Genomic DNA, 22,894 nt, shown 5'->3' on the forward strand with positions numbered 1-22,894 from the left:
GTCGGCCTCCCACAGCCCCGCATTCGCTGCGTCAAGCAACGACGGCGCGTCGTCGATCGCGGCAAGTCCGATCTTTTGCGGCCGGCCATCGGTTGCTGCCTCGCCGGCCTGTCCCGAAAGGCCGGGGGAGGGCCTCCGATCCTGTGATCCTCGTTTCCCGTGACCGGCCTCCGGGCGGAAGGGAATCAGGCCCTCAGTCCGGCCCCGATCATCGCGAGCCCCGCGATGAGGGCGACGCCGCCGGCCGTCTCCATCCTGGCTGTCCAGGCAGGGTAGCGTGAGGCTTGTCCGGCGAGAACAAGTCCACCGGACAGGCTGAACAGACTGAACAGGGCGAGCATCCGTTCTCCCGAGCGGTGCCGACAGGCCGGCATCCGACAACCTCGCCGACAAGATCTTCGATGCCGTTAACGAGCGATGCCGGCTGTAGGGTCATCGCTGCCGGCCGCCGGCTTTGGAGGGCGGGTGCCAAGGTCAGGCCGAGGCACAGGCGGCGCCAGGGGGCTTCGATTTCGGGGAGCGCCTTATCAATTGTAAGGAATACGCTCGTTAACCAAATGCGTGAAACGGTAAACAAAGCCTTAGCGGGTCGTTTCAACTTCGAGTAAGTTTCTTCGCATCAGGAACTTACCTCCCGTCCCGGCGGCCCCATGATCCACGTGTCCAGCTTTTGGGTGCGCTCTCCTGTCATGCTTGCAGGCGCAGCAAGCTTCCTCCTGCTTGGAACGGCGGCGGCCAGCGCCCACGTCAAATGGTTCTGCGCCTTCGACGTGGCCGGCCAGCCGCGGGGGCTCGAACAGGTGCTCTGCGCCGATTTCGAGTGGCTGACGGGCCTGGCCCTGGTCTGCCTGATGTTCGGCTGCCTCGCGGAGGGCACGACCCTCGGCGCGGCGATCCTCAACGCCTTCGACCGCGTCACCGAGCGCCTGCGCCGCGACAGCGCCCTGATCGTGCGGGCGGTCGTCGGCTTCTTCCTCATCTCGCTGTGGAACCTCGGCGGCATCATCCTGACGCCGGAATTGAAGACCGATGCCAATTGGATCCCCTGGCTTCAGCTCGCCATGGCCGCCTGTCTGCTCTGGAAGCGGACGCTGCCGCTGACCGCCGCCGGCATCGTCTTCCTGTTCGGCTTCGCGGTGTGGACCTACGGCGCCTTCCATCTCGCCGATTACCCGGTCTTCCTCGGCGTGGCCGCCTTCCTGGCGCTGACCGCCCTCGACCGGAACCTGTTCGGCCAGCGTCCCATCGACGTGGTGCGCATCGCCGCCGCGATCACCCTAATGTGGGCCTCGGTGGAGAAGTGGGCCTACCCGCAATGGACCGATCCGCTGATCGCCGCCAAGCCCGAGATGACCATGGGCGCTTCGCCGGAACTCTTCATGCAGGCCGCCGGCGTGATCGAGTTCACCCTGGCCTTCGCCCTGATCTGGACGCCCCTGGTGCGGCGGGTCTCGGCCGTGATCCTCGCCGCAGTCTTCGTCTCTGCGATCCTCGAATTCGGCAAGATCGACGCCATCGGCCATTCGGGCATCATCGCCGTCCTGATCGCCATCGCCGCCGACGATGCCCGTGTCCCCGCCACCCGCCGGGACGTGGTCCTCGCCCCGCTCTACTACGCCAGCGCGCTGATGATGTTCTTAGGCATATACTATGTCGCCCATAACATCCTCTACGGCGACCACTACGGCCTCGCCACCGGCGCCGCCGCGATGCTGCCGGTGATCTGAGACAGTCTCAGTGAGCCCGCGCGGCCTCTGAGCGACGTCCAAATCCGCCATCCCGAAGGGATCGACCGGATTTGTCGGACACGGCCGAGCGGCGGGACGGCATGACCGGTGGGGCGCTCCTGATCGAAGGGGCGCCCCGTCCGGTTTCGGCAATCGATCGATGCAGTCGAGGGATCTCGGTAAGACTTTCTCAAACAGATTTGAGCTTTCCGCTCCGCTCATCGGATGCGTCGCGCGGCGATGGCCGGTTCGGTTAAAGAATTGACGAGGTGATCCGGCCGGTCGCCGATAGCAATTCGTTAAATACGCGGCGATGCATTCGTCCTCGACCGGCGCTGTTTAACGCGATGGCAAGCCGCCGCCGCCGACAGTCGGGACCAGAGAACGACGCGGCATCGGACGGGATGGCATGAGACATCGTGAGCAGACCGACACCGGAGCCCCGGACCGCGCAGGCAGCCTGCGCATCCTCCCCACGATGGGAGCCGGCGACGGCACGCCGCCCCGTGGTCTCGACTTCGCCTCCCAGGACTGTCTCGGCCTGTCGACCCATCCCGAGATCGTGGAGGCGGCTGCCGAGACCCTGCGCCGCTTCGGCGTGCGCAGCGTCTGCTCGGCGGCGGAGTCCGGCGACACCAACCTGTCGGTGGCGCTGGAGCGGCGGATCGCCGACTTTCTCCAGATGGAGGAGGCGATGCTGTGTCCGACCGGCCGGTCGGCCGGCCACGCCGTGATCCGCGGTCTCGTGCGCCCCTCCGATCACGTGGTGATCGATGAGGCCGTCAGGGGCGGCCTCAGGGAGGCGACCGAGGCGGCGACACGTCACCTTCAGCCCTTTCGCCATCTCGACGCCGAGCATTGCGGCAGCTTGATCCGGGCCATTCGGGCGCGCGATTCTCGCACCGGCATCCTCGTCGTCACCGAGAGCCTGTCGCCGCTCGATTCCGGCACGCCCGACCTCGCCGCCCTGCGCTCGCTCTGCGACGAATGCGGCGCGACGCTTCTCGTCGACGTCGCCCAGGATCTGGGCTGCCTCGGAGAGGATGGGCGCGGCCATCTCGGTTTGCAGGACATGCTCGGCAGGGCGGATCTGGTCACGGGCAATTTCTCGAAGAGCTTCGCCTCGAATGGCGGCTTCGTCGCGGCCCGCACCCGCGCGGTCACCGCCTATCTGCGTGCCCGGGAAGCCGCCGAGACCGCGCTCTCGCCGATTCAGATCGCGGTGATCCTCAAGGCCTTCACGATCATCGACGAGGCGGAAGGGCGCGAGCGCCGGGCCCGCTTGATGCGAAACGTCCTCACCCTGCGCGCCGCCCTGCGGGAGCAGGGGCTGGAGGTCTATGGCGAGCCCTCCGCCACCGTCTCGGTGAAGATCGGCTCCGCCGACCTCGCCGATTGTGTCGGCCGCCGCTTGGCCGAACTCGGCCTGCTGGCCGAGATTGTCGTCTCGCCGGAGGCCGACGAGGCCGCGCGTCTGCGCCTGCACGTCACCGCCGGGCATTCCGAGGCAGACACCGCTCGGGCCGCCGCCTGCCTCGCCGAGGTGCTGGAGCGGGCGCGGGGCGATCTCGCCGTCCCCGCGCGACGGCCGGCGCTCCGCGCCGCCTGATCGGAGCGTCCCCGTTCTCCACGGGAGGCGCGTCCCGTCGGACTCACTCCTAAAGAACCATGCCCCGGGCGTCGGCTTCCCGATCCACGGCATCGAGCAGCGCACGGGAGGCGATGAGGCGCCGGTCGATCATCGGGTCGGTGAGCCGGTCGATCCAGATCGGCCAGGTCGTTCGGGCCTCGACGGTGCGGCCTTCGAGATCGTTGCGCACGGCGCGGAGATAGGGCGTCGCCCCCGGTCCGAGCCGGTCCAGGGTCACGCCGAGATCGCGGCGGAACTCGTGCGAGATGCGGGCGAGGCCGGCATGAGCGGTCTCGTAGGCGCCGATCAGGGCATGGGCGTGCCCGACCGCTTCCTGAGGGAAAGTCGTGCGGAACATGGCGGCGATCTCGCAGGGCCTGCTTGAATCAATGCGCCGAAGCGCGCGCGGTTCGATGCGTGTCTCCGGCAATGTCCGTGCGGATCGGCGGATCGGGTGCCGGAGGTTGCGTCCGGGGTTACTTCCGATGGGCTCTTGTGCGCCGCATTGTTGACACCCGCTCTCCGCGATGCGAGTGCGCCGCTCTTTAAAGTAGGGGCCTCGCGGCGATCCCGGCCACCGGCAGTCCCGTCTCGGGCTGAGAGGAGATCGGGGATCGTCCGGTGAGGCGTCCATCCGCCGGGGCCTTCGCTCCGGCGCCGAGGCGACGGGGCGTCATGACGCGAGCGTTCATCTTTCCGGGGCAGGGCAGCCAAGCGGTCGGCATGGGCAAGGCCCTGAACGAGGCCTCCCCCGCGGCCCGGCGTGTCTTCGAGGAGGTCGACGAGGCGCTCGGACAGAATCTTTCCCGGCTGATGTTCGAGGGCCCGGCGGACGAGCTGACCCTGACCGCCAACGCCCAGCCCGCCCTGATGGCGGCGAGCCTCGCCGTCCTGCGCACGCTGGAGGCCGAGCGCGGGCTCGACCTCGCCCGCGATGCCGCCTTCGTCGCCGGCCACTCGCTCGGCGAATATTCGGCCCTGGCCGCGGCCGGCACCTTCTCGATCTCCGATGCCGCCCGCCTGCTGCGCATCCGGGGTGAGGCGATGCAGCGGGCGGTGGCGCCCGGCATCGGCGCGATGGCCGCCCTGCTCGGACCCGACCTCGCGACCGCCCAGGCCATCGCCGAGGAAGCGGCGCAGGGCATGGTCTGCGACGTCGCCAACGACAACGGTGCCGGGCAGGTCGTGCTGTCCGGTCACAAGGAGGCCGTCGAGCGGGCGATGGTGCTGGCGCAGGGTCGCGGCGTGCGCCGCGCCGTGCTCCTCAACGTCTCCGCTCCGTTCCACTGCGCGCTGATGGCACCCGCCGCCGAAGCGATGCGCGGGGCGCTGGCCGAGGTGACCATGCGGGCTCCCGTCGTGCCGGTCTATGCCAATGTGACCGCCGGCCCGCTCACCGATCCGGACGCGATTCGGGCCGCGCTGGTGACTCAGGTCACCGGCACCGTGCGCTGGAGCGAGAGCGTCGCGGCCATGGCCGAAGCCGGCGTCGGTCGCTTCGTCGAACTCGGCGCCGGCAAGGTGCTGACCGGCCTCGTCAAGCGGATCGCGCCGAGCGCCTCCGCCAGCCCCGTCGGCACGCCCGACGATGTCGCCGCCTACGCCTGACGTTTTTCCCCCGACCACGGGAGCCCACATCATGTTCGACCTCACCGGCCGCAAGGCTCTCGTCACCGGCGCGACCGGCGGCCTCGGCGGCGCCATCGCCCGTGCGCTTCATGCCCAGGGCGCCCATGTCGCGCTCTCCGGCACCCGCCGGGCCGTGCTCGAGGAATTGGCGGCCGAACTCGGCGGCGAGCGCGTCGCCGTGGTCGAGGCCAACCTCGCCGACAAGGAGGCGGTCGAGGCGCTGCTGCCGGCCGCCGAATCGGCCCTGGGCGGCCTCGACATCCTCGTGAACAATGCCGGCATCACCCGCGACAACCTCTTCATGCGGATGAAGGACGAGGAGTGGGAGGCGGTGCTCAACGTCAACCTGACCGCCGCCTTCCGGCTCTCCCGCGCCGCCCTCAAGGGCATGATGAGACGCCGTTACGGCCGCATCATCGGGATCGGCTCGGTGGTCGGCGCCACGGGTAATCCGGGCCAGGGCAACTACGCCGCCGCCAAGGCGGGCCTCGTCGGCATGACCAAGGCGCTGGCGGCGGAGGTCGCGACGCGCAACATCACGGTCAACTGCATCGCCCCGGGCTTCATCACCTCGGCGATGACCGATGCCCTGAACGAGAAGCAGCGCGAGACGATTCTCACCCGCGTGCCGGCGGGACGGCTCGGAACCGGCGCCGAGATCGGCGCGGCGGCGGTCTATCTGGCCTCGGAGGAAGCGGGTTACGTGACGGGGCAAACGCTCCACGTCAACGGCGGCATGGCCATGTACTGAGAGCATCCACAGAGAAGCTTTCCGACCGGAAAACCACGCCGATGAACGCTTTCTGAACCTCCCCTCGCCAGAGCGGAAACCCTGTGTTAACACCCGGCTCAGCCGTGCAGGGGAGTTGACGGTTCAGCGGGTTGCGGCTTTTTCCAAACCACGCGCGATCGAACACCGGCCGTTCGGAAAAACCCCAGAAGCGGGTGGGCGGCCACGGCGCTTTCGTCAGAAGCACACACCAACACGATCGAGAAGACGAGGACCAAGAACGATGAGCGATATCGCCGAGCGCGTGAAGAAGATCGTCGTCGAGCACCTGGGCGTCGAGCCTGAGAAGGTCACCGAGGCCTCCAACTTCATCGACGATCTTGGCGCCGACAGCCTCGACACCGTCGAGCTGGTGATGGCGTTCGAGGAGGAGTTCAACGTCGAGATCCCGGACGACGCGGCCGAGACCATCCAGACGGTCGGCGACGCGATCAAGTTCCTGGAGAAGAACTCCGCCTAAGGCGGTGTCCTCGTGCGGGCGGGGTCGCAAGGCCCCGCGCGCCGTTTTGTTTTAAATCACGAGAGTCCTTCGGGGACTTACGGATCGGTTGGGATCGGACAATGCGTCGGGTGGTGATCACGGGTCTCGGGATGGTCACGCCGCTGGGTGGCAGCGTCGAGCATACCTGGAGCCGTCTTGTCGCTGGCGACAGCGGAGCTTCCGCCGTGACCGGCTTCCCCACCGACGATCTCGCTTGCCGGATCGCCTGCACGCTGCCCTTCGGTGACGGCTCGAACGGCACCTTCAATCCCGATGCGTGGATGGAGGTGAAGGAGCAGCGCAAGGTCGATCCCTTCATCGTCTACGCCATGGCCGCGGCCGGCCAAGCGCTCGACGACGCCGACTGGCACCCGAAATCCGACGCGGACCAGGAGGCCACCGGCGTTCTGATCGGCTCCGGCATCGGCGGCATCGGCACCATCTACGATGCCTCGGTGACCCTGCACGAGAAGGGCCCGCGGCGCATCTCGCCGTTCTTCATTCCCGGCCGCATCATCAACCTCGCGTCCGGCCAGGTCTCGATCCAGCACGGGCTCAAAGGTCCGAACCACGCTGTGGTCACCGCCTGCTCCACCGGCGCGCACGCCATCGGCGACGCCTCGCGGCTGATCGCCCTCGGCGATGCCGACGTGATGGTGGCCGGCGGCACCGAGGCTCCGGTCAACCGGCTCTCGCTGGCCGGCTTCGCCGCCTGCCGCGCCCTCTCGACCGGCTTCAACGACCAGCCGACCAAGGCGTCCCGGCCCTACGACCGCGAACGTGACGGCTTCGTCATGGGCGAGGGCGCCGGCATCGTCGTGCTGGAGGAATACGAGCACGCCAAGGCCCGCGGCGCCAAGATCTACGCCGAGGTGATCGGCTACGGCCTGTCGGGCGACGCCTATCACATCACTTCCCCGGCGCCGGATGGCGACGGCGGCTTCCGCTGCATGACGGCGGCGGTGAAGCGGGCCGGCATCGATCCCTCGGAGATCGACTACATCAACGCCCACGGCACCTCGACGCCGCTCGGCGACGAACTGGAGCTGAAAGCCGTGGAGCGCCTGCTCGGCGCATCGGCTTCCAAGGTCTCGATGTCCTCCACCAAATCGGCCATCGGCCATCTGCTCGGCGCCGCCGGCGCGGTCGAGGCGATCTTCTCCGTGCTTGCGATCCGCGACGGGGTGATGCCGCCGACCTTGAACCTCGACAACCCCTCCGTCGAGACGCAGATCGACCTCGTCCCGCACGAGGCCAAGCGCAAGCGCGTCGATACGGTACTCTCGAACTCGTTCGGCTTCGGCGGCACCAACGCCTCGCTGCTGATGCGCCGGGTGGCGTGAGGGCGGGGAGGCCCCACATCCGGTTCCAAGGCGCTCGACCGCCGCTCGCACGTCACCGTCATGCGGCTTCGATGCCCCGGATCGAGGCCGAAGAGGCGACGGGGTGCCGCTCAAGGAGGCGGCTTGACTGATCGGCCTGGGTTTCGAGGCTCGGCGTCAGCTCAACCTCGGCTTGACGAACGAGCGTGGCGGCATCTGTGTCGTCCAACGCCATTTCGCCACAAAACTGCTTAATCTTCGGCCCGTCGCGCTGTGGCGTCGAGCGTTCGGCTCGATGCCCGGCGAACGGGGCGAGACGCTCCGGGCGGGCCTTCGCGAGGCCCCCACGAGATCACAGCAGGATCCCGATGTTCCGCAGACGACAAGAGCCGTCCTCGCCGTCGCCCGCTCCCGAGGAGCCGTCGCTGCCGAACCGGCCGTCGCCGCGCAGCCCGAGCGAGGCCATCAAGCCGACCGTCGCACCACCTCCGCCGGAGAAGCCGGAGCGCCGCCGCGGCGGCCTGCTCGCCACCATCAGCGGCTTCCTGACCCTCGGCGTGGTCCTCGCTCTCGGCGCCCTGATCGGGCTCACTCTGCTCAACCGTCAGGCGGCCGAGCCCGGCCCGCTTCAGGCCGACAAGGTGGTGGTGATCCCCAACCGCAGCGGCACCTCCGAGATCGCCACGATCCTTGCCCGCGAGGGCGTCATCGACCATCCGAACCTGTTCGAGATGGCCGCCCGCTTCGGCGGCAAGGGACCGCTCAAGCATGGCGAGTACGTGTTCAAGGCCCATGCCAGCGTGAAGGACACGATCGAGACCTTGACCAACGGGCGTCAGGTCCAGCACGCGATCACCTTTCCCGAGGGCTTGACCTCCGAGCAGATCGTCGCCCGCTTGAATGACAATGATGTCCTCTCCGGCGAGATCGGCGAGATTCCGCCCGAGGGCTCGCTCCTGCCCGACACCTACAAGTTCGAGCGGGGCGCCACCCGCCAGCAGATCGTCAACCTGATGCGCACCAAGCAGCGCGAGGTGCTGGGCCAGATCTGGCAGCGCCGCAGCGCCGACGTGCCGGTCAAGACGCCGGCCGAGATGGTGACGCTGGCTTCCATCGTGGAGAAGGAGACCGGCCGCGCCGACGAGCGCCCGCGGGTGGCCGGCGTCTTCGTCAACCGCCTGCTCAAGCGGATGAAGCTGCAATCCGACCCGACCATCGTCTATGGGCTGGTCGGTGGGCGCGGCACCCTGGGACGCGGGATTCTCCGCTCCGAGATCGAACGGCCGACGCCCTACAACACCTACGTGATCGAGGGGCTTCCTCCGGGACCGATCGCCAATCCGGGCCGGGCCGCTCTGGAGGCTGTCGCCAATCCATCGCGCACCAAGGATCTCTACTTCGTCGCCGACGGCACCGGCGGGCACGCCTTCGCCGACTCGCTGGAGGGGCACCAGCGCAACGTGACCCGCTGGCGCCAAGTGGAGCGCGCCCGCCAGCAATCGCAGCAACCCGATCCCGGTGCAGTCGACAAGATCGATCCGAACGCCGCCGAACCCAATGCTGCGCAGCCCGGCGCGGCCCCCGGTCGGGCCTCCGCCTACGCGCCGGGCTCAAACTCGGCCTTCGCCCTCGATGGGGCGCCGGCGGACGGGCAGCGGCCGAAGGCCTTCGACGCTTCGGAGGGCACCAAGCTCGATCCCCTGCGCAACAAGACCTACGATCTCGGCTCGCCGAAGACCGTACCGGTGCTGCGCAACCCTTGAGGCGCCTCCTGAGGGCTTCGGCTGAAACTGTGTGATGACGGGCAGCGGATCACCGCTGCCCAGCCCACCCCGTCAGGAAGCGGACGCCGGGATTGAAGGGATTAGGTCGCTCGGGCCTGCCCAAAAGCCTCAGCCGAACTGCTCGCGCAGGATGCGCTCTTCCAGGCTGTGTCCGGGGTCGTGCAGCAGGACGAGGTTGGTGGCGTGGTCGAGCCACGTCTCCACCGTGCAGACCCGGCGGAACTCGGTGTGATCGGCCACCGCCGCGACCGGCCGGTGCTCGGCGTCGATCACCTCGATGCGGATGCGGGCGTAGTTCGGCAGCAACGCGCCGCGCCAGCGGCGGGGACGGAAGGCCGAGATCGGCGTGAGCGCCAGGAGATGCGCGTTCAGCGGCAGGATTGGGCCGCCGACGGAGAGGTTGTAGGCGGTCGAGCCCGCCGGCGTGGCGGCGAGGATGCCGTCGGCGATCAGTTCCGGCAGGCGCACATGGTCGTCCACCGAGACGCGCAGCTTGGCGGTCTGGTGGGTCTGGCGCAGCATGTAGACTTCGTTGATCGCCCGCGCCGTGTGGCTGCGCCCCTCCGTATCGGTGGCGACCATGGTCATCGGGTGGATCGTCGAGCGCTTGGTGGCCTCCAGCCGGTCGAGCAGCCCGTCCTCTCGGAACTCGTTCATCAGGAAGCCGACCGTCCCGCGATTCATGCCGTAGATCGGCTTGGGCGCGTTCATGAAGCGGTGCAGCACCTGAAGCATCAGGCCATCGCCGCCGAGGGCGACGACGACATCCGCCTCCTCGGGCGAGACGTGGTCGTAGCGGCGCATCAGGGCGTCCGCCGCGTCCCGCGCCTCCGCCGTGGGGCTCGCCACGAAGGCGATCCGTGAAAAGCGCCGCGGCATCCGTGATGCGAGCCCTGTTGACGGGGAAGGCCGAGCGGGTCTCACTCGGGGTCGGTCCGGACGCCCTGAACGGGTGCGGGCCCACCGAGGGAGAGCCATAGCATGGAGCGACCGCTCCTCGTCTACACCACCTTTCCCGATGCGCCGACTGCGCTCGCGATCGGCGAGGCCCTGGTGCGCGCCCGCCTCGCCGCCTGCGTCAACGTGATCCCGGGTATGCTGTCGGTCTATGCCTGGAAGGGAGCCGTGGAGCACGGCCAGGAGGTCGTGGCGATCGTCAAAAGCCGCGAGGGGCTGGCGGAGGCTCTGACGACCGCGCTGAAGCAGCGCCACCCTTACGAGACGCCGGTCATCCTGCGTCTGCCGGTCAGCGGCGCCGACCCCGACACGGCGGCCTGGATCCAGGCCGAGACGGCATCAGTTTGACAAGGTCGTCCGCACCGCGATGATGCCGTCACGCATCTGTGAAGGGCGCGGAATCCGTGCCGGACCCGCGCCCTCGTACCGTCGATGGGAAGTATTCAGAGGCCCATGAGGGGCGAGACCGCGCGCGGCTGGCGCGCGATGCTGGCTTCGTAGCGCTCGGCTTGGAGCCTCGTAAGGCCCGCCACGAGAGCGAGGGACCCGCGATAGACGGTATAGGTGCCGTCCTGGGTCGGTTTCACGCGGATGAGCTCGGACATGGGACCGCTCCCTGCCAGGGGTCAAACATCGAACGCGTTACGATGCGGCCTACGTTAATCTGGCATTCAGGCCGTGCAAGTCCCTTCGTTGTTCTCTTCTCCAATAATTTTTTGCTGCAGCGCAATGTAATCTGCGACGTGATTGCGGTGCAGTGTAGATCAGTATCCGGCAAACCTCGTATTGTCGTGTGCGAGCAAAAACGGCACCACCCGTGCGGATGGGGGTCGCACATTTTGTGTCAACACTCTTTCGCTAATGGAATTCGAGGTTGCCACGCCGTAGTATCGATGCCGAATTTTCCCTTTCAGCCCGCCGATCTCGCCTTCGCCGGTACGGTGAACGAAGCCGAAGTGCCTTCCGAGGCTGGCCTCGTCGCGCGGCGGGAGGAGCGCTCCGCCACCAATTGGATCGCGATGATCCGGTTGTTCGACGGAACCGAGATTCCCTGCAACGTCAAGGATATCTCGAAATCCGGCGCCAAGCTGGGAGTCCCTGAGACCTACGCGCTGCCTCCGTCCTTCATGCTCAAGATCGTCGGCCGCGACTTCGTGCTGCGGGTGATCCTGGCGTGGCGGCGGGGCAATTATGCCGGCGTGCGCATCGACCGAATCGCCAAGTTGCCGGTCGCCGAGGACAAGAAGGCGGCGGCTTCCGAAGCGGCGCCGAACTATCGCTCCATCGGTTCGCGGCGCGACCACTCCTTCACCGGTTGAAGTCGGCGGGTCTGTTTCCATCCTTGGAGAGGCTGCTTGGTGATGACAGAAACGGCCGCCTCGCGGACCTCATGCGGCGTCGCACTTGCAATGGACTTGCAAGCCGTCGCCCTGAGCCGATAACCCCACTCTGCCGGAGACCGCAGGGTGTTTCGGCGTTCAGTGCGGCACAGGCGGCACGTTTCCGCGGACCGCGCTCCGAACCACGTGCGAATCATGGGAGCCGTGCTTGGCCACCATCATCCCCGTCTCGCCCTTCGATTACGTCGTCTTCGGTGCCACCGGTGACCTGACTCAGCGCAAGCTTCTGCCCGCGCTCTATCAGCGTTTCCGCGATTCGCAGATCCCCGAATCGAGCCGCATCATCGGGGCTTCGCGCAGCCACATGCCGGTGGAGGAGTTCCGCGAGCGCGCCCGCGACGCCCTCAAGAGCTTCGTGCCCGCCACCGAGATCGACGAGGCCAAGCTCGCCGGCTTTCTCGACCACCTGTTCTATGTCGCCGTCGACGCTCTCGGCGACGAGGGCTGGAACGATCTGAAGGCGATGCTGGAGGAGCGGCCGGATCGGATCCGCCCCTATTACCTCGCCACCGCGCCCGACCTCTACGGCGCGATCTGCCGCAACCTCGACCGCTACGGGCTGATCAGCGCGCAGAGCCGCGTCGTGCTGGAAAAGCCGATCGGCAAGGATCTGAAATCAGCCCGCGCCATCAACGATGCGGTCGGCGCGGTGTTTCCCGAGAGCCAGATCTTCCGGATCGACCATTATCTCGGCAAGGAGACGGTTCAGAACCTCCTGGCCCTGCGCTTCGCCAACACGATCTTCGAGCGGCTCTGGAACGCCGACGTGATCGACCATGTCCAGATCACCGTCGCCGAAACCGTCGGCGTCGAGGGAAGGGGCGGCTATTACGACACCTCGGGCGCCCTGCGCGACATGGTGCAGAACCACATCCTCCAGCTGCTCTGCCTCACGGCGATGGAGAGCCCGATCTCCCTCGATGCGAACTCGGTGCGCGACGAGAAGCTGAAGGTGCTGCGTGCCCTCAAGCCGATCACGGCGGCGGACGTGCAGAGTGTGACGGTGCGGGGCCAATACGCTGCGGGCGCGGTGAACGGCCGCCCGGTCGAGAGCTATCAGGCCGATCTCGGCAGCGATGCCGCCAGCCGGACGGAGACCTTCGTCGCCCTCAAGCTCGAAGTGCGCAGCGGGCGCTGGGCAGGGGTGCCGTTCTATGTCCGCACCGGCAAGAGGCTGCCGAAGAAGCTCTCCGAGATCGTGGTGCAGTTCCGTGCCTCGCCCTTCTCGATCTTCCCGGCGGAATCCTTCGGGCGCGAGCCGAACCGCCTCGTCATCCGCCTGCAGCCGGAGGAGGGGATGAAGCTCGAGGTGATGACCAAGGATCCGGGGCCCGGCGGTATGCGCCTGCGCCCGACCAACCTCGACATCTCCTTCGAGGAGACCTTCAAGCAGCGCTATCCCGACGCCTACGAGCGCCTGCTGATGGATGTGGTGCGCGGCAACGCCACCCTGTTCATGCGCCGCGACGAGGTCGAGGTGGCCTGGGCCTGGGCGGATACGCTGCTCAAGGCCTGGGCCGAGCGCCCCGAGCCGCCGCGCCCCTACGCCGCCGGAAGCTGGGGACCGACCGCCTCGATCGCCCTGATCGAGCGGGACGGCCGCACTTGGCACGAGGAGATCGGCTGAAGCCGCGCGGTCGAGACCACGGGAGGAGGCGGCCTCGAACCGGTTGTGGCCGGAGGCTTCGCCGTCGAGGCGCCGAATCATCCGGTTTTCGGCTCGCGCTTCAAACGGCCGAGCGCGGTGACGGAGGGAGACCGGTTCCGCGTCGCCCGGCTGGAGACAGTGTCAGTGCACCGGAAGCGGGGCCGGGTTCTTCGCCCGGCTTACCCCGGTCATCTCGCAGATCGCGGTGAGGCTGTCGCGCTCCGCCTCGCGAGCGATTTCGCTGAGGAGCGCGGGCGTCGGCATCGGCAGCCGGACCAGCACCAGGGTGCCGATCCCTTCCTCGGAGCGGATGCGGACCGAGCCGCCATGCAGCTCGGCGGTGGAGCGGGCGATGGCGAGGCCGAGGCCGGAGCCCTTGTAGCTGCGGGTAAGGTTGGTCTCCACCTGCTCGAAGGGCTGCCCGAGCTTGGAGAGGGCGGATTTCGGGATGCCGATCCCGGTATCGCCGATGAACAGGTGGACGAAGCCGTTGCAGGAGCGGCCGCGCAGGGAGACGCGGCCCCGCTCCGGCGTGAACTTCACCGCGTTCTGGATGATGTTGAGCAGGATCTGCTGCAGGGCCCGTTCGTCGGCCAAAACGTTCAGCGCGGGAGCCAGCTCGACATCGATGGCGACGGATTTGGCCGCGGCTTCCTTGGACACGAGCAGCACGGCCGAGGCGATCGCGCTTTCGAGGTCGATATCGCGGCGCACGAGCTTCACCCGCTTCGCCTCGATCCGCGACATATGCAGGATGTCGTCGATGACGGAGAGCAAGTAGGTGCCGCTCTGCTGGATGTCGCGGCAGTAATCGGCGTAGCGGGGTGAGCCCAGCGCGCCGTAGACCTCGCTTTCCATCAATTCGGCGAAGCCCATGATGGCATTGAGCGGCGTGCGCAGCTCGTGGCTCATATTGGCCAGGAACTCGGACTTGGCTTGGTTGGCGATCTCGGCCCGGGCCTTCTGGTCGAGATGCTGCTCGGCGAGGTCGGCGAGCTGCTGTGTCTGCAGCTCCAGGGTGCGTCGGGACCGCTTGAGATCCTTGACCGTCTCGATCAGTTCGCGCTCGGAGGCGACGAGCTGCTCCTGATGGCGCTTGAGGCTGGTGATGTCGGTGCCGACCGAGACGTAGCCCCCATCCTTGGTCCGCCGCTCGCTGACCTGAAGCCAGCGGCCGTCGGTCAGTTCCAGCTCGAAGGTGCGGGAAGTGCCGCGGTCGGCGCCGGGGATGCCGCGTCGCACCGGGGGGAGGGCACCGCGGCCCATGATCTCGTCGTAGCGCCGGCCCGGCACCGCATCTTCACTCGACAGAGCGTGGAGGTCGCGGAATTTGGAGTTGCACAGCACCAGCCGGTTGCTGGCATCCCACAGCACGAAGGCCTCGGAGATCGCCTCCACCGCATCGCGCAGGCGCATGTCGGCGGTGGCGGTGAACTCGGCGAGCCGGCGCTGCTCGGTGACGTCCATGGCGATGCCGACGAGATGGCGGCTGCCGTCGATGCTGTCCTCGACGATCTCGGCGCGGGTGCGCAGCCAGATCCATTCGCCGGAGGCATCCCGGATGCGGAACTCGTGATCGACGGTGGCGTGGCTCGCGGCGAGATGGCGCGCGAGGCTGTAGAGGTCGCCGTCCTCGGCATGCAGCAGGGCGTTGACGTCGCCGAAGGAGAGCAGATCCTTCTCCGGCGTGTAGCCGAGCAGGGTGTACATCGAGTCGGACCAGAAGATCGTGCCCCTGGCGATGTCCCAGTCCCAGAGGCCGCAGCGACCGCGGCCCAGGGCGGTGTCGAGACGCTGCTTGACGAGATCGCAGACCTCGTCCGCGGCCTGTGCCCGGCGCGTCTGCAGGATGTAGGCGGCTGCGGTGCCCGTCAGCACGAGGCTGACCGCCACCAGCGTGACGGCCTGATTCCACAACAGCCGCCACCACTCGCTCTCGATCTGCTCGAGCGGCTGCACCACGGCGACCTGTCCGACGCCGTCGGGCAGGCGCCGTGCCGCGACGATGGCCTGCCCGCCGGCTTGGAGACCGACGGTCATGGCGCCGGCGCTCTCCCCCAGGATCGCGATGGGCTCGCCCTCCGCGAGGTAGCCGGCGAAGCTGTCGGCCGGGACGGGACCGGGATAGGCGCGGCGGATTTTTCCCGAGGGGCCGATCACCAGCACCTTGCAGCCGGCCGGCAGCAGATGAACCGGCAGCATCCGGTCGAGCTGCGTCTCGTCGGCCGCCGACGTGCCGGCCAGGGCGAGGGCGGTGAGCCGGGCGAAGCTCTCGACCTCACGGGTGGCGGTGCGGGTCGCCTCGTCATGGCGCCCGCACAGCTGCATGACGGCCACGCCGATGAGCGTGAGCATGAACGCGACGAGGAGGGCGGGCAGGGCGTAGCGCAGCCAGGTCTCGGCCCGGATGAGACGGGCCTGAGCTGTGCCGGTCGTACGCTGGATCCCAAGGATCGTGTCCGCGCGCGCGCGCGCGGACAGGGACGCGGAGACCGCCCCCGGCATATCGACACCTCTGCACTGGCTGAGAACGGCGCTTCGGCCGGGGTCAAACCGGCAGTTCCGAATCGTATTCACATTGGACATCGCGAGTCGGCTTTTGTCCACGCCGTTTTTGGAGAGGAGAGTTGACTCTTCCGGCCCCAAAAGCGGCTCCACGATGCGCGCGAGTCGCGAAAAGGCTTTCCTCAACAATCCTTTAACTAGCCGGCCAAGCTTCGTGTCCCGATATCGGTCACATCCCGAGAAAGGCCGGGCGTGGCAGCGATGCGACGCAGGGCCGTTTCGGCCAGAGACCGCCGCCGCCCCTCAAGCCGGCGCCAGGAGCCGAAGGCGGTCATCAGGCGGGCCGCGACCTGCGGATTGGTGCCGTCGAGTGCCAGGACCGTCTCGGCGACGAGGTCGTAGCCGGCCCCGTCGAGCCGGTTGAACTGCGTCGGGTTGGCGAGGCTGAAGCTGCCGACGAGGGAGCGCACGCGGTTCGGATTCGTCATGGCGAAGGCTGGGTGCCGCTGAAGCCGGCGGATGCGCTCGACCGTCCCATCCTCCGGGATCGTCGCCTGGATCGCGAACCACTTGTCGAGCACGAGCGGCTCGTCCGCGTAACGCTCGGCGAAGGCGGCGAGCCCCGTCTCCCGCGCCTCGCCCGGCAGCAGGGCGAGGGTGGACAAGGCCGCGAGCCGGTCGGTCATGTTGGGGGCGGCCGCAGCCTGCGCCTGCGCGAGTTCGGCTCCCGTCGCGGGATCGGCGACGGCGATCAGATCGAGGGCGGCATTGCGAAGGGCCCGGCGTCCGGCCGAGGCGGCATCCGGCGAGAAGAGGGTGCCGGCAGGCTCCGCCAGGGCCTCGCGCAGGGTGAGAAGCCGGTCGCACAGGCCGGCGCCGAGGCGTCGGCGCAGAGCGCGGCGGGCTGCGAAGATCGCGTCCGGATCGATCTCCTGACCGATCTCGTCGGCGATGTCGCCCTCGCTCGGCAGGGCCAGAACCTGAGCGGCGAAGGCCGGGTCGCGTAGGGCTTCCGCATCGAGGAAGGTGTCGAGGGCGGCGACGAAGCGGTCCGCGCCCGTCATCTCCATCATGTCGCCGCGCACCTGCGCGGTGATGAGGCCGGTGGCGACGCGCTGGGCCGCCTCCCAGCGATTGAAGCTGTCGGAATCGTGGCGCAGCAGGGTCAGGCGGGCCGCGTCGTCGAGACTGGCCTCGACGCGGACCGGCGCCGAGAAGCCGCGAAACAGCGAGGGCACCGGCTCCGCCGCGACGTTTGTGAAGGTCAGGCTGTCCTCGGCCGCCTCGAGGACGAACACGCCGTCCTTCACCCGGTCGCTCACCGCCTGATCGAGCGGGCCATCCGCCCCGACGAGGCCGAGACTGACGGGGATGACGAGGGGCGGCGCGTCGGCGCCCGCGCCGGGCCGGGCCTGGCGGAAATCGAGGCGGTAGGTCCGGGTGGCCGCATCGTATCGGCCCGATACCGCGACCCGCGGGGTTCCGGGGCGCTCGTACCACTCGGCGAAGCGGGAGAGGTCGCGGCCGGTCACCGCCTCGAAGGCTCTCAGGAAGTCCTCGACCGTGGCCGCCCGGCCGTCGTTGTCGGCGAAGTAGCGATCCATGCCGGCGCGGAAGGCGGTCTCGCCGATCAGCGTGCGCAGCATCCGCACGATCTCGGCGCCCTTCTCGTAGACGGTCGCCGTGTAGAAGTTGTTGATCTCGGCATAGTGCTTGGGCCGCACCGGATGGGCCAGTGGCCCCGCATCCTCCGGGAATTGGCGGGCGCGCAGGGTCCGCACCTCGCCGATCCGGTGGACGGCACGGGAGCGCATGTCGGACGAGAATTCCTGGTCGCGGAAGACCGTCAGACCCTCCTTGAGGCAGAGCTGGAACCAGTCGCGACAGGTGACGCGGTTGCCCGACCAGTTATGGAAATACTCGTGGGCGATGATCGCTTCGATCGCGGCATAATCCGCGTCGGTCGCCGTCTCGGGCGAGGCGAGCACGTATTTGTCGTTGAAGATGTTGAGGCCCTTGTTCTCCATCGCGCCCATGTTGAAGTCGGACACGGCGACGACGTTGAATACATCGAGATCGTAGGCGCGGCCGAACGTCTGCTCGTCCCAGATCATCGAGCGTTCGACCGCATCGAGGGCGTAGGCTGCCCGCTCGGCCTTTCCCGGCTCGACATAGATCGCGATCTCGATGTCGCGCCCCTCGATGGTGGTGAAGCGCTTGGCTACCCGGTCGAGGCGCCCGCCGACCAGCGCGAACAGGTAGGCGGGCTTGGGCAGCGGGTCGTGCCACACCGTGTAGTGACGCCCGGTTCCGGGGATGTCGCCGGCCTCCACGGGATTGCCGTTGCCGAGCAGGACCGGGGCCGTCTCGCGATCCGCCTCGATGCGGGTGGTGTAGACCGACAGCACGTCGGGCCGGTCGAGGAAATAGGTGATCCGCCGGAAGCCGTCGGCCTCGCACTGTGTGCAATAGACCCCGCTGGAGCGGTAGAGCCCCATCAGCTTGGTGTTGGCGGTCGGATCGAGCCGCGTCTCGATCCGGAGTGTGAAGGGCCGCTGTGGGCAGGATGGCAGGGTCAGGCTCGCGGCATCGGCCCGGTAGGCCTCCGGCGCGAGCACCTCGCCGTCGAGGGCGAGTCCCAGCAGGGTGAGGTCGTCCCCGTCGAGGACGACGGGGGCGTCCGGCCGGCCCGCCGGGTTGGGGCGGAGCGCCAGCGTCGCCGTCACGCGGGTGTCGCGGGGATCGAGACGCACATCGAGCTCCACCCGGTCGATCAGGTGATCGCTCGGACGGTAATCGGCGAGGCGAACGGTCGGGGGCGTCTCGGTGCGCATGCCAGCGTTCCTCGTTGCGGCTCGGGTGGCGGCTCGGGGCAGGCGCTCTTGTGCGGCGCGACCGGTCGGGAGGCAACGCGGAAATGGCGACAAGGAGAGGGCGAACGGGAGCAGGCCCCGGGAGCGGCGGCGACGCGGGCCCGATTGACCTCGCCCCCGCAGCGCCCAGATAGGCGGCGATCAGGAGGATCTCGCAATCATGGAATACCTGCACACGATGGTCCGTGTGGCGGATCTCGACCGCGCGCTCGCCTTCTACGTCGATACCTTCGGCCTCAAGGAGGTCCGGCGGGTCGAGAACGAGAAGGGCCGCTTCACCCTGGTCTTCCTCGCCGCGCCGGGGGACGTGGCGCGGGCCGAGGCCGAGAAGTCGCCCCTGATCGAGCTGACCTATAACTGGGATCCGGAGGAATATTCGGGCGGGCGCAACTTCGGGCACCTCGCCTATCAGGTCGACGACATCTACGCCTTCTGCCAGCGGCTGAAGGAGGCCGGGGTGACCATCAACCGGCCGCCCCGCGACGGGCATATGGCCTTCGTGCGCTCGCCCGACGGCATCTCCATCGAAATCCTGCAAAAGGGCGGCGCGAAGCCGCCGCAGGAGCCCTGGGCGTCCATGGAAAATACCGGCTCGTGGTGACGGGGCGGGCGCCGCGCGGGAGCGATCCGGCGGGCGCCCTCCGCTCGCTCAGAGTTCGAGCTTGGGGGTGATGCCGAGTTCGGCGAGCTTGGCACTCACCGCATCGACGGGCCGCTTCAGCCGGAGGCTGATGACGGAGACGGGAACGCCCTCGCGGGCCATGCTGCGCAGGCTCTGAACGGCGTCGAGGCTCCAGTGGGTTTCGGCCGACATGGTCTCCTCCTTGTCTCTCAAACTGCGGAGCAGTCTTAAGAGCCGCCCCGCTCGGACGAGGTGGATCCCGGCACCGCCTCCGGCAATGTTACGCCGAACATCTGTGCATGCCCACGGATTGAGCTGCGCGCAGGGTCTGCCGGCCGCGAACCGAACCCCGGAAGACGACGCTCAGGCTCGGCCGCTCGATCTTGAGCAGGATGTTGGAGGCCCCTACGGCCGCGCCGGTCCTGTCGCGCAGCAGGGTCGGGTAGGGCATGAACGCCACCCGCGATCCGTCCGGCCGTTCGAGGCAGATCTGCGATCCGCGGATCGCGCGCCCATCCTTCAGCGTCAGCGCCAGGGGCGACAGATCGTGCGGCAGCGGCGCGCCGCTCGCTTCGAACAGCTGCCACGCCCCGCACCAGCGGGCTTTGCCGAGCACCGGGCGAAAACCCCACAATTCCGTGGGGGCCTCGTTGTAGTAGGTGAGCCACCCTTCGGAGTCGGTGGTGTAGAGGGGCGCATCGATCTGCCGGAACAGATCGGCCCGCGAGGGCTCGTAATTCCAATCCGAGCCCGGCGCCTCGAAATCGTAAGCGAAATCGTCCGTGTCCATCCTGCTCCCCACGACGTCCGGGCATGCGAAATGCCCGTTGCCAGCACTTCGTGCCCCCCTCTGTCGTGGGTGCCTGGGGGCCCTTCCGGCGTTGCAGCCGGTTGCGCGAGCCCTTCGGTGGGGCGCAAGATGCGCCACCCGCCAGATCGTCCAACCCTCACGAGATTGTGCCTCGGAGCTTCCGGGGGCGGTCGCTCGTCGACGCCATGAACGGCGAGTACTGCCGAGCTGGGCTCTCCCGCAGGGTCTGGTGCGGACAGAAAGTACAATGCATGTCTCGCCCAGCGAGGCAAGACCCGCAATTGCATTTCGCAAAGCGAGAGGGTGGCGAGGTCTCGATTGGATCTATTGCAATGCAAAAATGGGTGAAGATTCAGGCGAGACGATGATGTTTCCCGGGCAAACGATTGCGCGAATACATCATTTGTTGAGCGGTGTATCGATCGGGGCTGGATTGCGTACTTCCGATTTGCGTGCGGGCGCTCTTGGCATGTCGCCGTCATCTGGGGTGGCGTCGATGATTCGCCCTCGTCTCACGTCGCAGCCGCCTCAAAGTGCCTCATAAGACTTCCGGCCGCGCACTGTGCTCTCTTCGGCCGCGACGGCGCAACGGGGGTTTTGTGAGACACTCAGCTTCTTCCCTAGCGATCCAATCTTCGGTCGAGCATCCCTCATGTCCCGCCTATCGGATGCCGTTTCCGTCGCGCCGCCCAACCGGCAAGGTGATCGATCACCCGCGACCCGCGGCGGCTCACGCCCGCGGCGATCATCCAGACCTCGATGGGCCGCCGGCCGCCAAACCCCTTCCGGTTGTGCCTCGTGTCGCATGCATCCGAGCGATGATCGAGCATTCGTGATGCCGAGCTTGGCCGCACATCACAGCTACGACTTGTTCGGAAAGGATGGTTCTGTCGACTTGTGGACGGCCCGGAACGGCCCTAACCCGCATACGTTGACCGGCGCGGGACCAGGTTTCCTTTCAGGCTAAAGCGGCGAGCGAACGACGAGCGGAATGGGTGCTGACACGCCAATGAGCGGACACGCGGGACCGGACGGAGCCCAGAGCCCGTTCGATCTGGGCGATGGGTTTCGCCGATTCGCCGATCATGTGCCGCTGATGATGTGGCGGACGGATCATGCCGGCCGCTCCACCTACCACAACGAGTGCTGGCTTCAGTTCACCGGGCGCCCGCTCGCCGACGAGATCGGTGACGGCTGGCGCCGGGGCCTGCATCCGGACGATTTCGAGCGCCATGCCCGCATCGTCGCGGAGGCGCTGGAATCGCGTCTGCCCTTCACGGTGGAGTTCCGCCTCCGCCGCCATGACGGTGCCTATCGGTGGCTGCTCGATACCGGCCGCCCGCTCGAGGAGAACGGCGTCTTCCACGGCTATCTCGGTTCGTGCTTCGACATCACCGACCGCAAGAACGCGGAGGAGCATGCGGAGCGCGCACTCATCGAGAAGGAGACGCTGCTCGCCGAGATCTATCACCGGGTGCGCAACAACCTTCAGGTGATGGTGAGCCTGATCGGCCTCTACGGCCGCGCCGCGCCGGAGAATTGCCGCGGCAGCTTCGACGCCCTGGGACAGCGCGTGCGCGCCATCGCCCTGGTCCAGCAGCACCTGCACGAGGCGCCCCACATCGCCTCGATCGATCTGCGCGATTATCTCCACCGCCTCGCCTCCGGCCTCGGGCAGCTGCGCCGGGCCGGGCGGATCGGCGTGGCGGTGGAAGGGAAGGGGACGAGCCTCGTCGAGCCTCGCACCGCCAACGCGCTGGGCATGATCGTCGCCGAGGTCGTTGCGGAATGCCTCGACGCCACCACCGAGGCCGTGACCTGCAGCATCGTCATCCGGATCGATGCCGGTATCGGCGCCCCGGTCACCCTGTCGATCGTCTCCGGTTCGGGCGAGGCTGCCGCCGAGGGGCGGGATTGCGTGCCGAAGCTCGGGCCACGCCTCATCGCCGCCTATGCGTCCCAGGCGGAGATCGCAGTCAGCGGTACTGCTACGGCGGAGGACCCCCTGCTGCTGCACCTGCCGGAACCGCGGGCCTACGTCCCGCCCTCGCTTCCCCCGGCCCTGCGCTGAGGCCGCCTCGCGGCGGAGCCCCGCCCTCGCTATATCGGGCCTGAGTTCCGCCCGTCTCCGAAACCGAGTGCCATGCTACCCAAACTCGACGCCATCATCGAGAACTTCGAGATCCTCGACGATCCCTATGATCGCTACGAATACGTCATCGAGCTGGGCAAGCTCATGCCGAAGATGCCGGACGAGCGGAAGACCGAGGACAGGCGCGTCTTCGGCTGCGAGAGCCAAGTCTGGATCGATACGTCGCTCGAAGAGGCGCAATCCGCTCCGGTCCTGACCCTGAGCGGCGACAGCGACTCACATATCGTCAAGGGCTTCGTGGCGCTGATGGTGGCTCTGTATCAGGGCAAGACACCGGCGGAAGCGATGAAGGCGGACGGGTTCGATCTGCTGAAGCGACTGGATTTCGGAGCGCATATCACGTCCAAGCGGTCGAACGGCGTGCGTGCCATGGTGGACCGCATCCATCAGGACGCGGCCCGCCTGTCCGCCGGGGCGTAGGCTTCGAGAGGCCGAAGTCGCGTCTGCGTCGAGCGGCCTTTCGGATGAACTCATACCCAATCCGGTTGCTTCCTTTCGGGAGGGTGGATCTGGGCTTCGCTCACACGCCGCTCGGGCTTGCCGAGACGCAACCCGCTCCGATC

The 22,894-nt window shown here is 67.8% G+C and carries 21 protein-coding genes; 13 read left to right on the forward strand and 8 right to left on the reverse strand.

Features of this window, described 5'->3' with window-relative positions; all coding sequences use genetic code 11:
* Nucleotides 1-185: 185 nt before the first annotated feature.
* Nucleotides 186-341: a hypothetical protein gene (locus MZTS_RS04080; protein ID WP_009861498.1), complete on the reverse strand. Its 156-nt coding sequence runs from the start codon at nt 339-341 to the stop codon at nt 186-188.
* 348 nt (nt 342-689) lie between these two features.
* Here MZTS_RS04080 and MZTS_RS04085 point away from each other — a divergent pair, with 348 nt between their 5' ends.
* Together MZTS_RS04085 and MZTS_RS04090 are read left to right on the forward strand one after the other, a co-directional pair.
* Nucleotides 690-1,727: a hypothetical protein gene (locus tag MZTS_RS04085; RefSeq protein WP_246481983.1), complete on the forward strand. Its 1,038-nt coding sequence runs from the start codon at nt 690-692 to the stop codon at nt 1,725-1,727.
* 409 nt (nt 1,728-2,136) lie between these two features.
* The gene (locus MZTS_RS04090) at nt 2,137-3,336 is read left to right on the forward strand and encodes an aminotransferase class I/II-fold pyridoxal phosphate-dependent enzyme (protein WP_192281871.1); all 1,200 of its coding nucleotides are present in this window, start codon (nt 2,137-2,139) and stop codon (nt 3,334-3,336) included.
* A 49-nt stretch (nt 3,337-3,385) separates the two neighbouring features.
* Here MZTS_RS04090 and MZTS_RS04095 read toward each other — a convergent pair whose 3' ends face one another.
* Nucleotides 3,386-3,715 carry a hypothetical protein gene (locus MZTS_RS04095; protein WP_192281874.1) on the reverse strand — a complete coding sequence of 110 codons (330 nt, stop codon included), beginning with the start codon at nt 3,713-3,715 and terminating at the stop codon, nt 3,386-3,388.
* 317 nt (nt 3,716-4,032) lie between these two features.
* Between MZTS_RS04095 and fabD the strand changes: the two genes are divergently transcribed.
* The 5 genes from fabD to mltG all read left to right on the forward strand — a co-directional run bounded on the left by fabD (nt 4,033) and on the right by mltG (nt 9,342).
* The gene (gene fabD, locus MZTS_RS04100; RefSeq protein ID WP_192281877.1) at nt 4,033-4,965 is read left to right on the forward strand and encodes an ACP S-malonyltransferase; all 933 of its coding nucleotides are present in this window, start codon (nt 4,033-4,035) and stop codon (nt 4,963-4,965) included.
* A 31-nt stretch (nt 4,966-4,996) separates the two neighbouring features.
* Nucleotides 4,997-5,737 (forward strand): 3-oxoacyl-[acyl-carrier-protein] reductase, encoded by a 741-nt coding sequence (gene fabG / locus MZTS_RS04105; protein ID WP_009866167.1) that lies wholly within the window; start codon nt 4,997-4,999, stop codon nt 5,735-5,737.
* A gap of 262 nt (nt 5,738-5,999) precedes the next feature.
* On the forward strand, nt 6,000-6,236 hold the full coding sequence (locus MZTS_RS04110; protein ID WP_003599981.1) for an acyl carrier protein: 237 nt from the start codon (nt 6,000-6,002) through the stop codon (nt 6,234-6,236).
* 101 nt (nt 6,237-6,337) lie between these two features.
* Nucleotides 6,338-7,600, forward strand: coding sequence for a beta-ketoacyl-ACP synthase II (gene fabF / locus MZTS_RS04115; protein WP_192281881.1), 1,263 nt, complete (start codon nt 6,338-6,340; stop codon nt 7,598-7,600).
* 347 nt (nt 7,601-7,947) lie between these two features.
* The gene (mltG, locus tag MZTS_RS04120) at nt 7,948-9,342 is read left to right on the forward strand and encodes an endolytic transglycosylase MltG (protein ID WP_192281884.1); all 1,395 of its coding nucleotides are present in this window, start codon (nt 7,948-7,950) and stop codon (nt 9,340-9,342) included.
* Nucleotides 9,343-9,471: 129 nt separating this feature from the next.
* Here the strand turns inward: mltG and MZTS_RS04125 are convergent, their stop codons facing one another.
* Nucleotides 9,472-10,242 carry an NAD kinase gene (locus tag MZTS_RS04125; protein WP_009865487.1) on the reverse strand — a complete coding sequence of 257 codons (771 nt, stop codon included), beginning with the start codon at nt 10,240-10,242 and terminating at the stop codon, nt 9,472-9,474.
* Between the two features lie 102 nt (nt 10,243-10,344).
* On the opposite strand from MZTS_RS04125, the gene cutA reads away from it, so the two are divergent.
* Nucleotides 10,345-10,668: a divalent-cation tolerance protein CutA gene (gene cutA, locus MZTS_RS04130; RefSeq protein ID WP_009865486.1), complete on the forward strand. Its 324-nt coding sequence runs from the start codon at nt 10,345-10,347 to the stop codon at nt 10,666-10,668.
* A 95-nt stretch (nt 10,669-10,763) separates the two neighbouring features.
* Here cutA and MZTS_RS04135 read toward each other — a convergent pair whose 3' ends face one another.
* The gene (locus tag MZTS_RS04135; protein ID WP_009865485.1) at nt 10,764-10,925 is read right to left on the reverse strand and encodes a hypothetical protein; all 162 of its coding nucleotides are present in this window, start codon (nt 10,923-10,925) and stop codon (nt 10,764-10,766) included.
* A gap of 288 nt (nt 10,926-11,213) precedes the next feature.
* Here MZTS_RS04135 and MZTS_RS04140 point away from each other — a divergent pair, with 288 nt between their 5' ends.
* Both MZTS_RS04140 and zwf read left to right on the forward strand, forming a co-directional pair.
* Nucleotides 11,214-11,639, forward strand: coding sequence for a PilZ domain-containing protein (locus MZTS_RS04140; protein ID WP_246481984.1), 426 nt, complete (start codon nt 11,214-11,216; stop codon nt 11,637-11,639).
* A 229-nt stretch (nt 11,640-11,868) separates the two neighbouring features.
* Complete coding sequence (gene zwf / locus MZTS_RS04145) at nt 11,869-13,347, forward strand: glucose-6-phosphate dehydrogenase (RefSeq protein WP_192281887.1); 1,479 nt, start codon at nt 11,869-11,871, stop codon at nt 13,345-13,347.
* 162 nt (nt 13,348-13,509) lie between these two features.
* On the opposite strand, the gene MZTS_RS04150 is transcribed toward zwf, so the two are convergent.
* Nucleotides 13,510-15,873, reverse strand: a complete 2,364-nt coding sequence (locus MZTS_RS04150; RefSeq protein ID WP_192281890.1) for a PAS domain-containing sensor histidine kinase — start codon at nt 15,871-15,873, stop codon at nt 13,510-13,512.
* Between the two features lie 197 nt (nt 15,874-16,070).
* Nucleotides 16,071-18,707, reverse strand: a complete 2,637-nt coding sequence (pepN, locus tag MZTS_RS04155; protein ID WP_192281893.1) for an aminopeptidase N — start codon at nt 18,705-18,707, stop codon at nt 16,071-16,073.
* Nucleotides 18,708-18,906: 199 nt separating this feature from the next.
* Here pepN and MZTS_RS04160 point away from each other — a divergent pair, with 199 nt between their 5' ends.
* The gene (locus MZTS_RS04160) at nt 18,907-19,347 is read left to right on the forward strand and encodes a VOC family protein (protein ID WP_009861712.1); all 441 of its coding nucleotides are present in this window, start codon (nt 18,907-18,909) and stop codon (nt 19,345-19,347) included.
* A 48-nt stretch (nt 19,348-19,395) separates the two neighbouring features.
* On the opposite strand, the gene MZTS_RS04165 is transcribed toward MZTS_RS04160, so the two are convergent.
* Entirely contained in the window at nt 19,396-19,560 is a 165-nt protein-coding gene (locus MZTS_RS04165; protein WP_192281896.1) for a hypothetical protein, read from the reverse strand.
* Nucleotides 19,561-19,648: 88 nt separating this feature from the next.
* Nucleotides 19,649-20,158: a hypothetical protein gene (locus tag MZTS_RS04170; RefSeq protein ID WP_192281899.1), complete on the reverse strand. Its 510-nt coding sequence runs from the start codon at nt 20,156-20,158 to the stop codon at nt 19,649-19,651.
* A gap of 1,012 nt (nt 20,159-21,170) precedes the next feature.
* Between MZTS_RS04170 and MZTS_RS04175 the strand changes: the two genes are divergently transcribed.
* Complete coding sequence (locus MZTS_RS04175) at nt 21,171-22,250, forward strand: sensor histidine kinase (RefSeq protein ID WP_192281902.1); 1,080 nt, start codon at nt 21,171-21,173, stop codon at nt 22,248-22,250.
* Between the two features lie 72 nt (nt 22,251-22,322).
* A complete protein-coding gene (locus tag MZTS_RS04180) occupies nt 22,323-22,751 on the forward strand; it encodes a SufE family protein (protein ID WP_192281905.1) in 429 nt (142 codons plus the stop codon).
* The last annotated feature ends 143 nt before the right edge of the window (nt 22,752-22,894 follow it).

The sequence above is a fragment of the Methylorubrum zatmanii genome (genome assembly GCF_014845115.1).
GTDB lineage: Bacteria > Pseudomonadota > Alphaproteobacteria > Rhizobiales > Beijerinckiaceae > Methylobacterium > Methylobacterium zatmanii.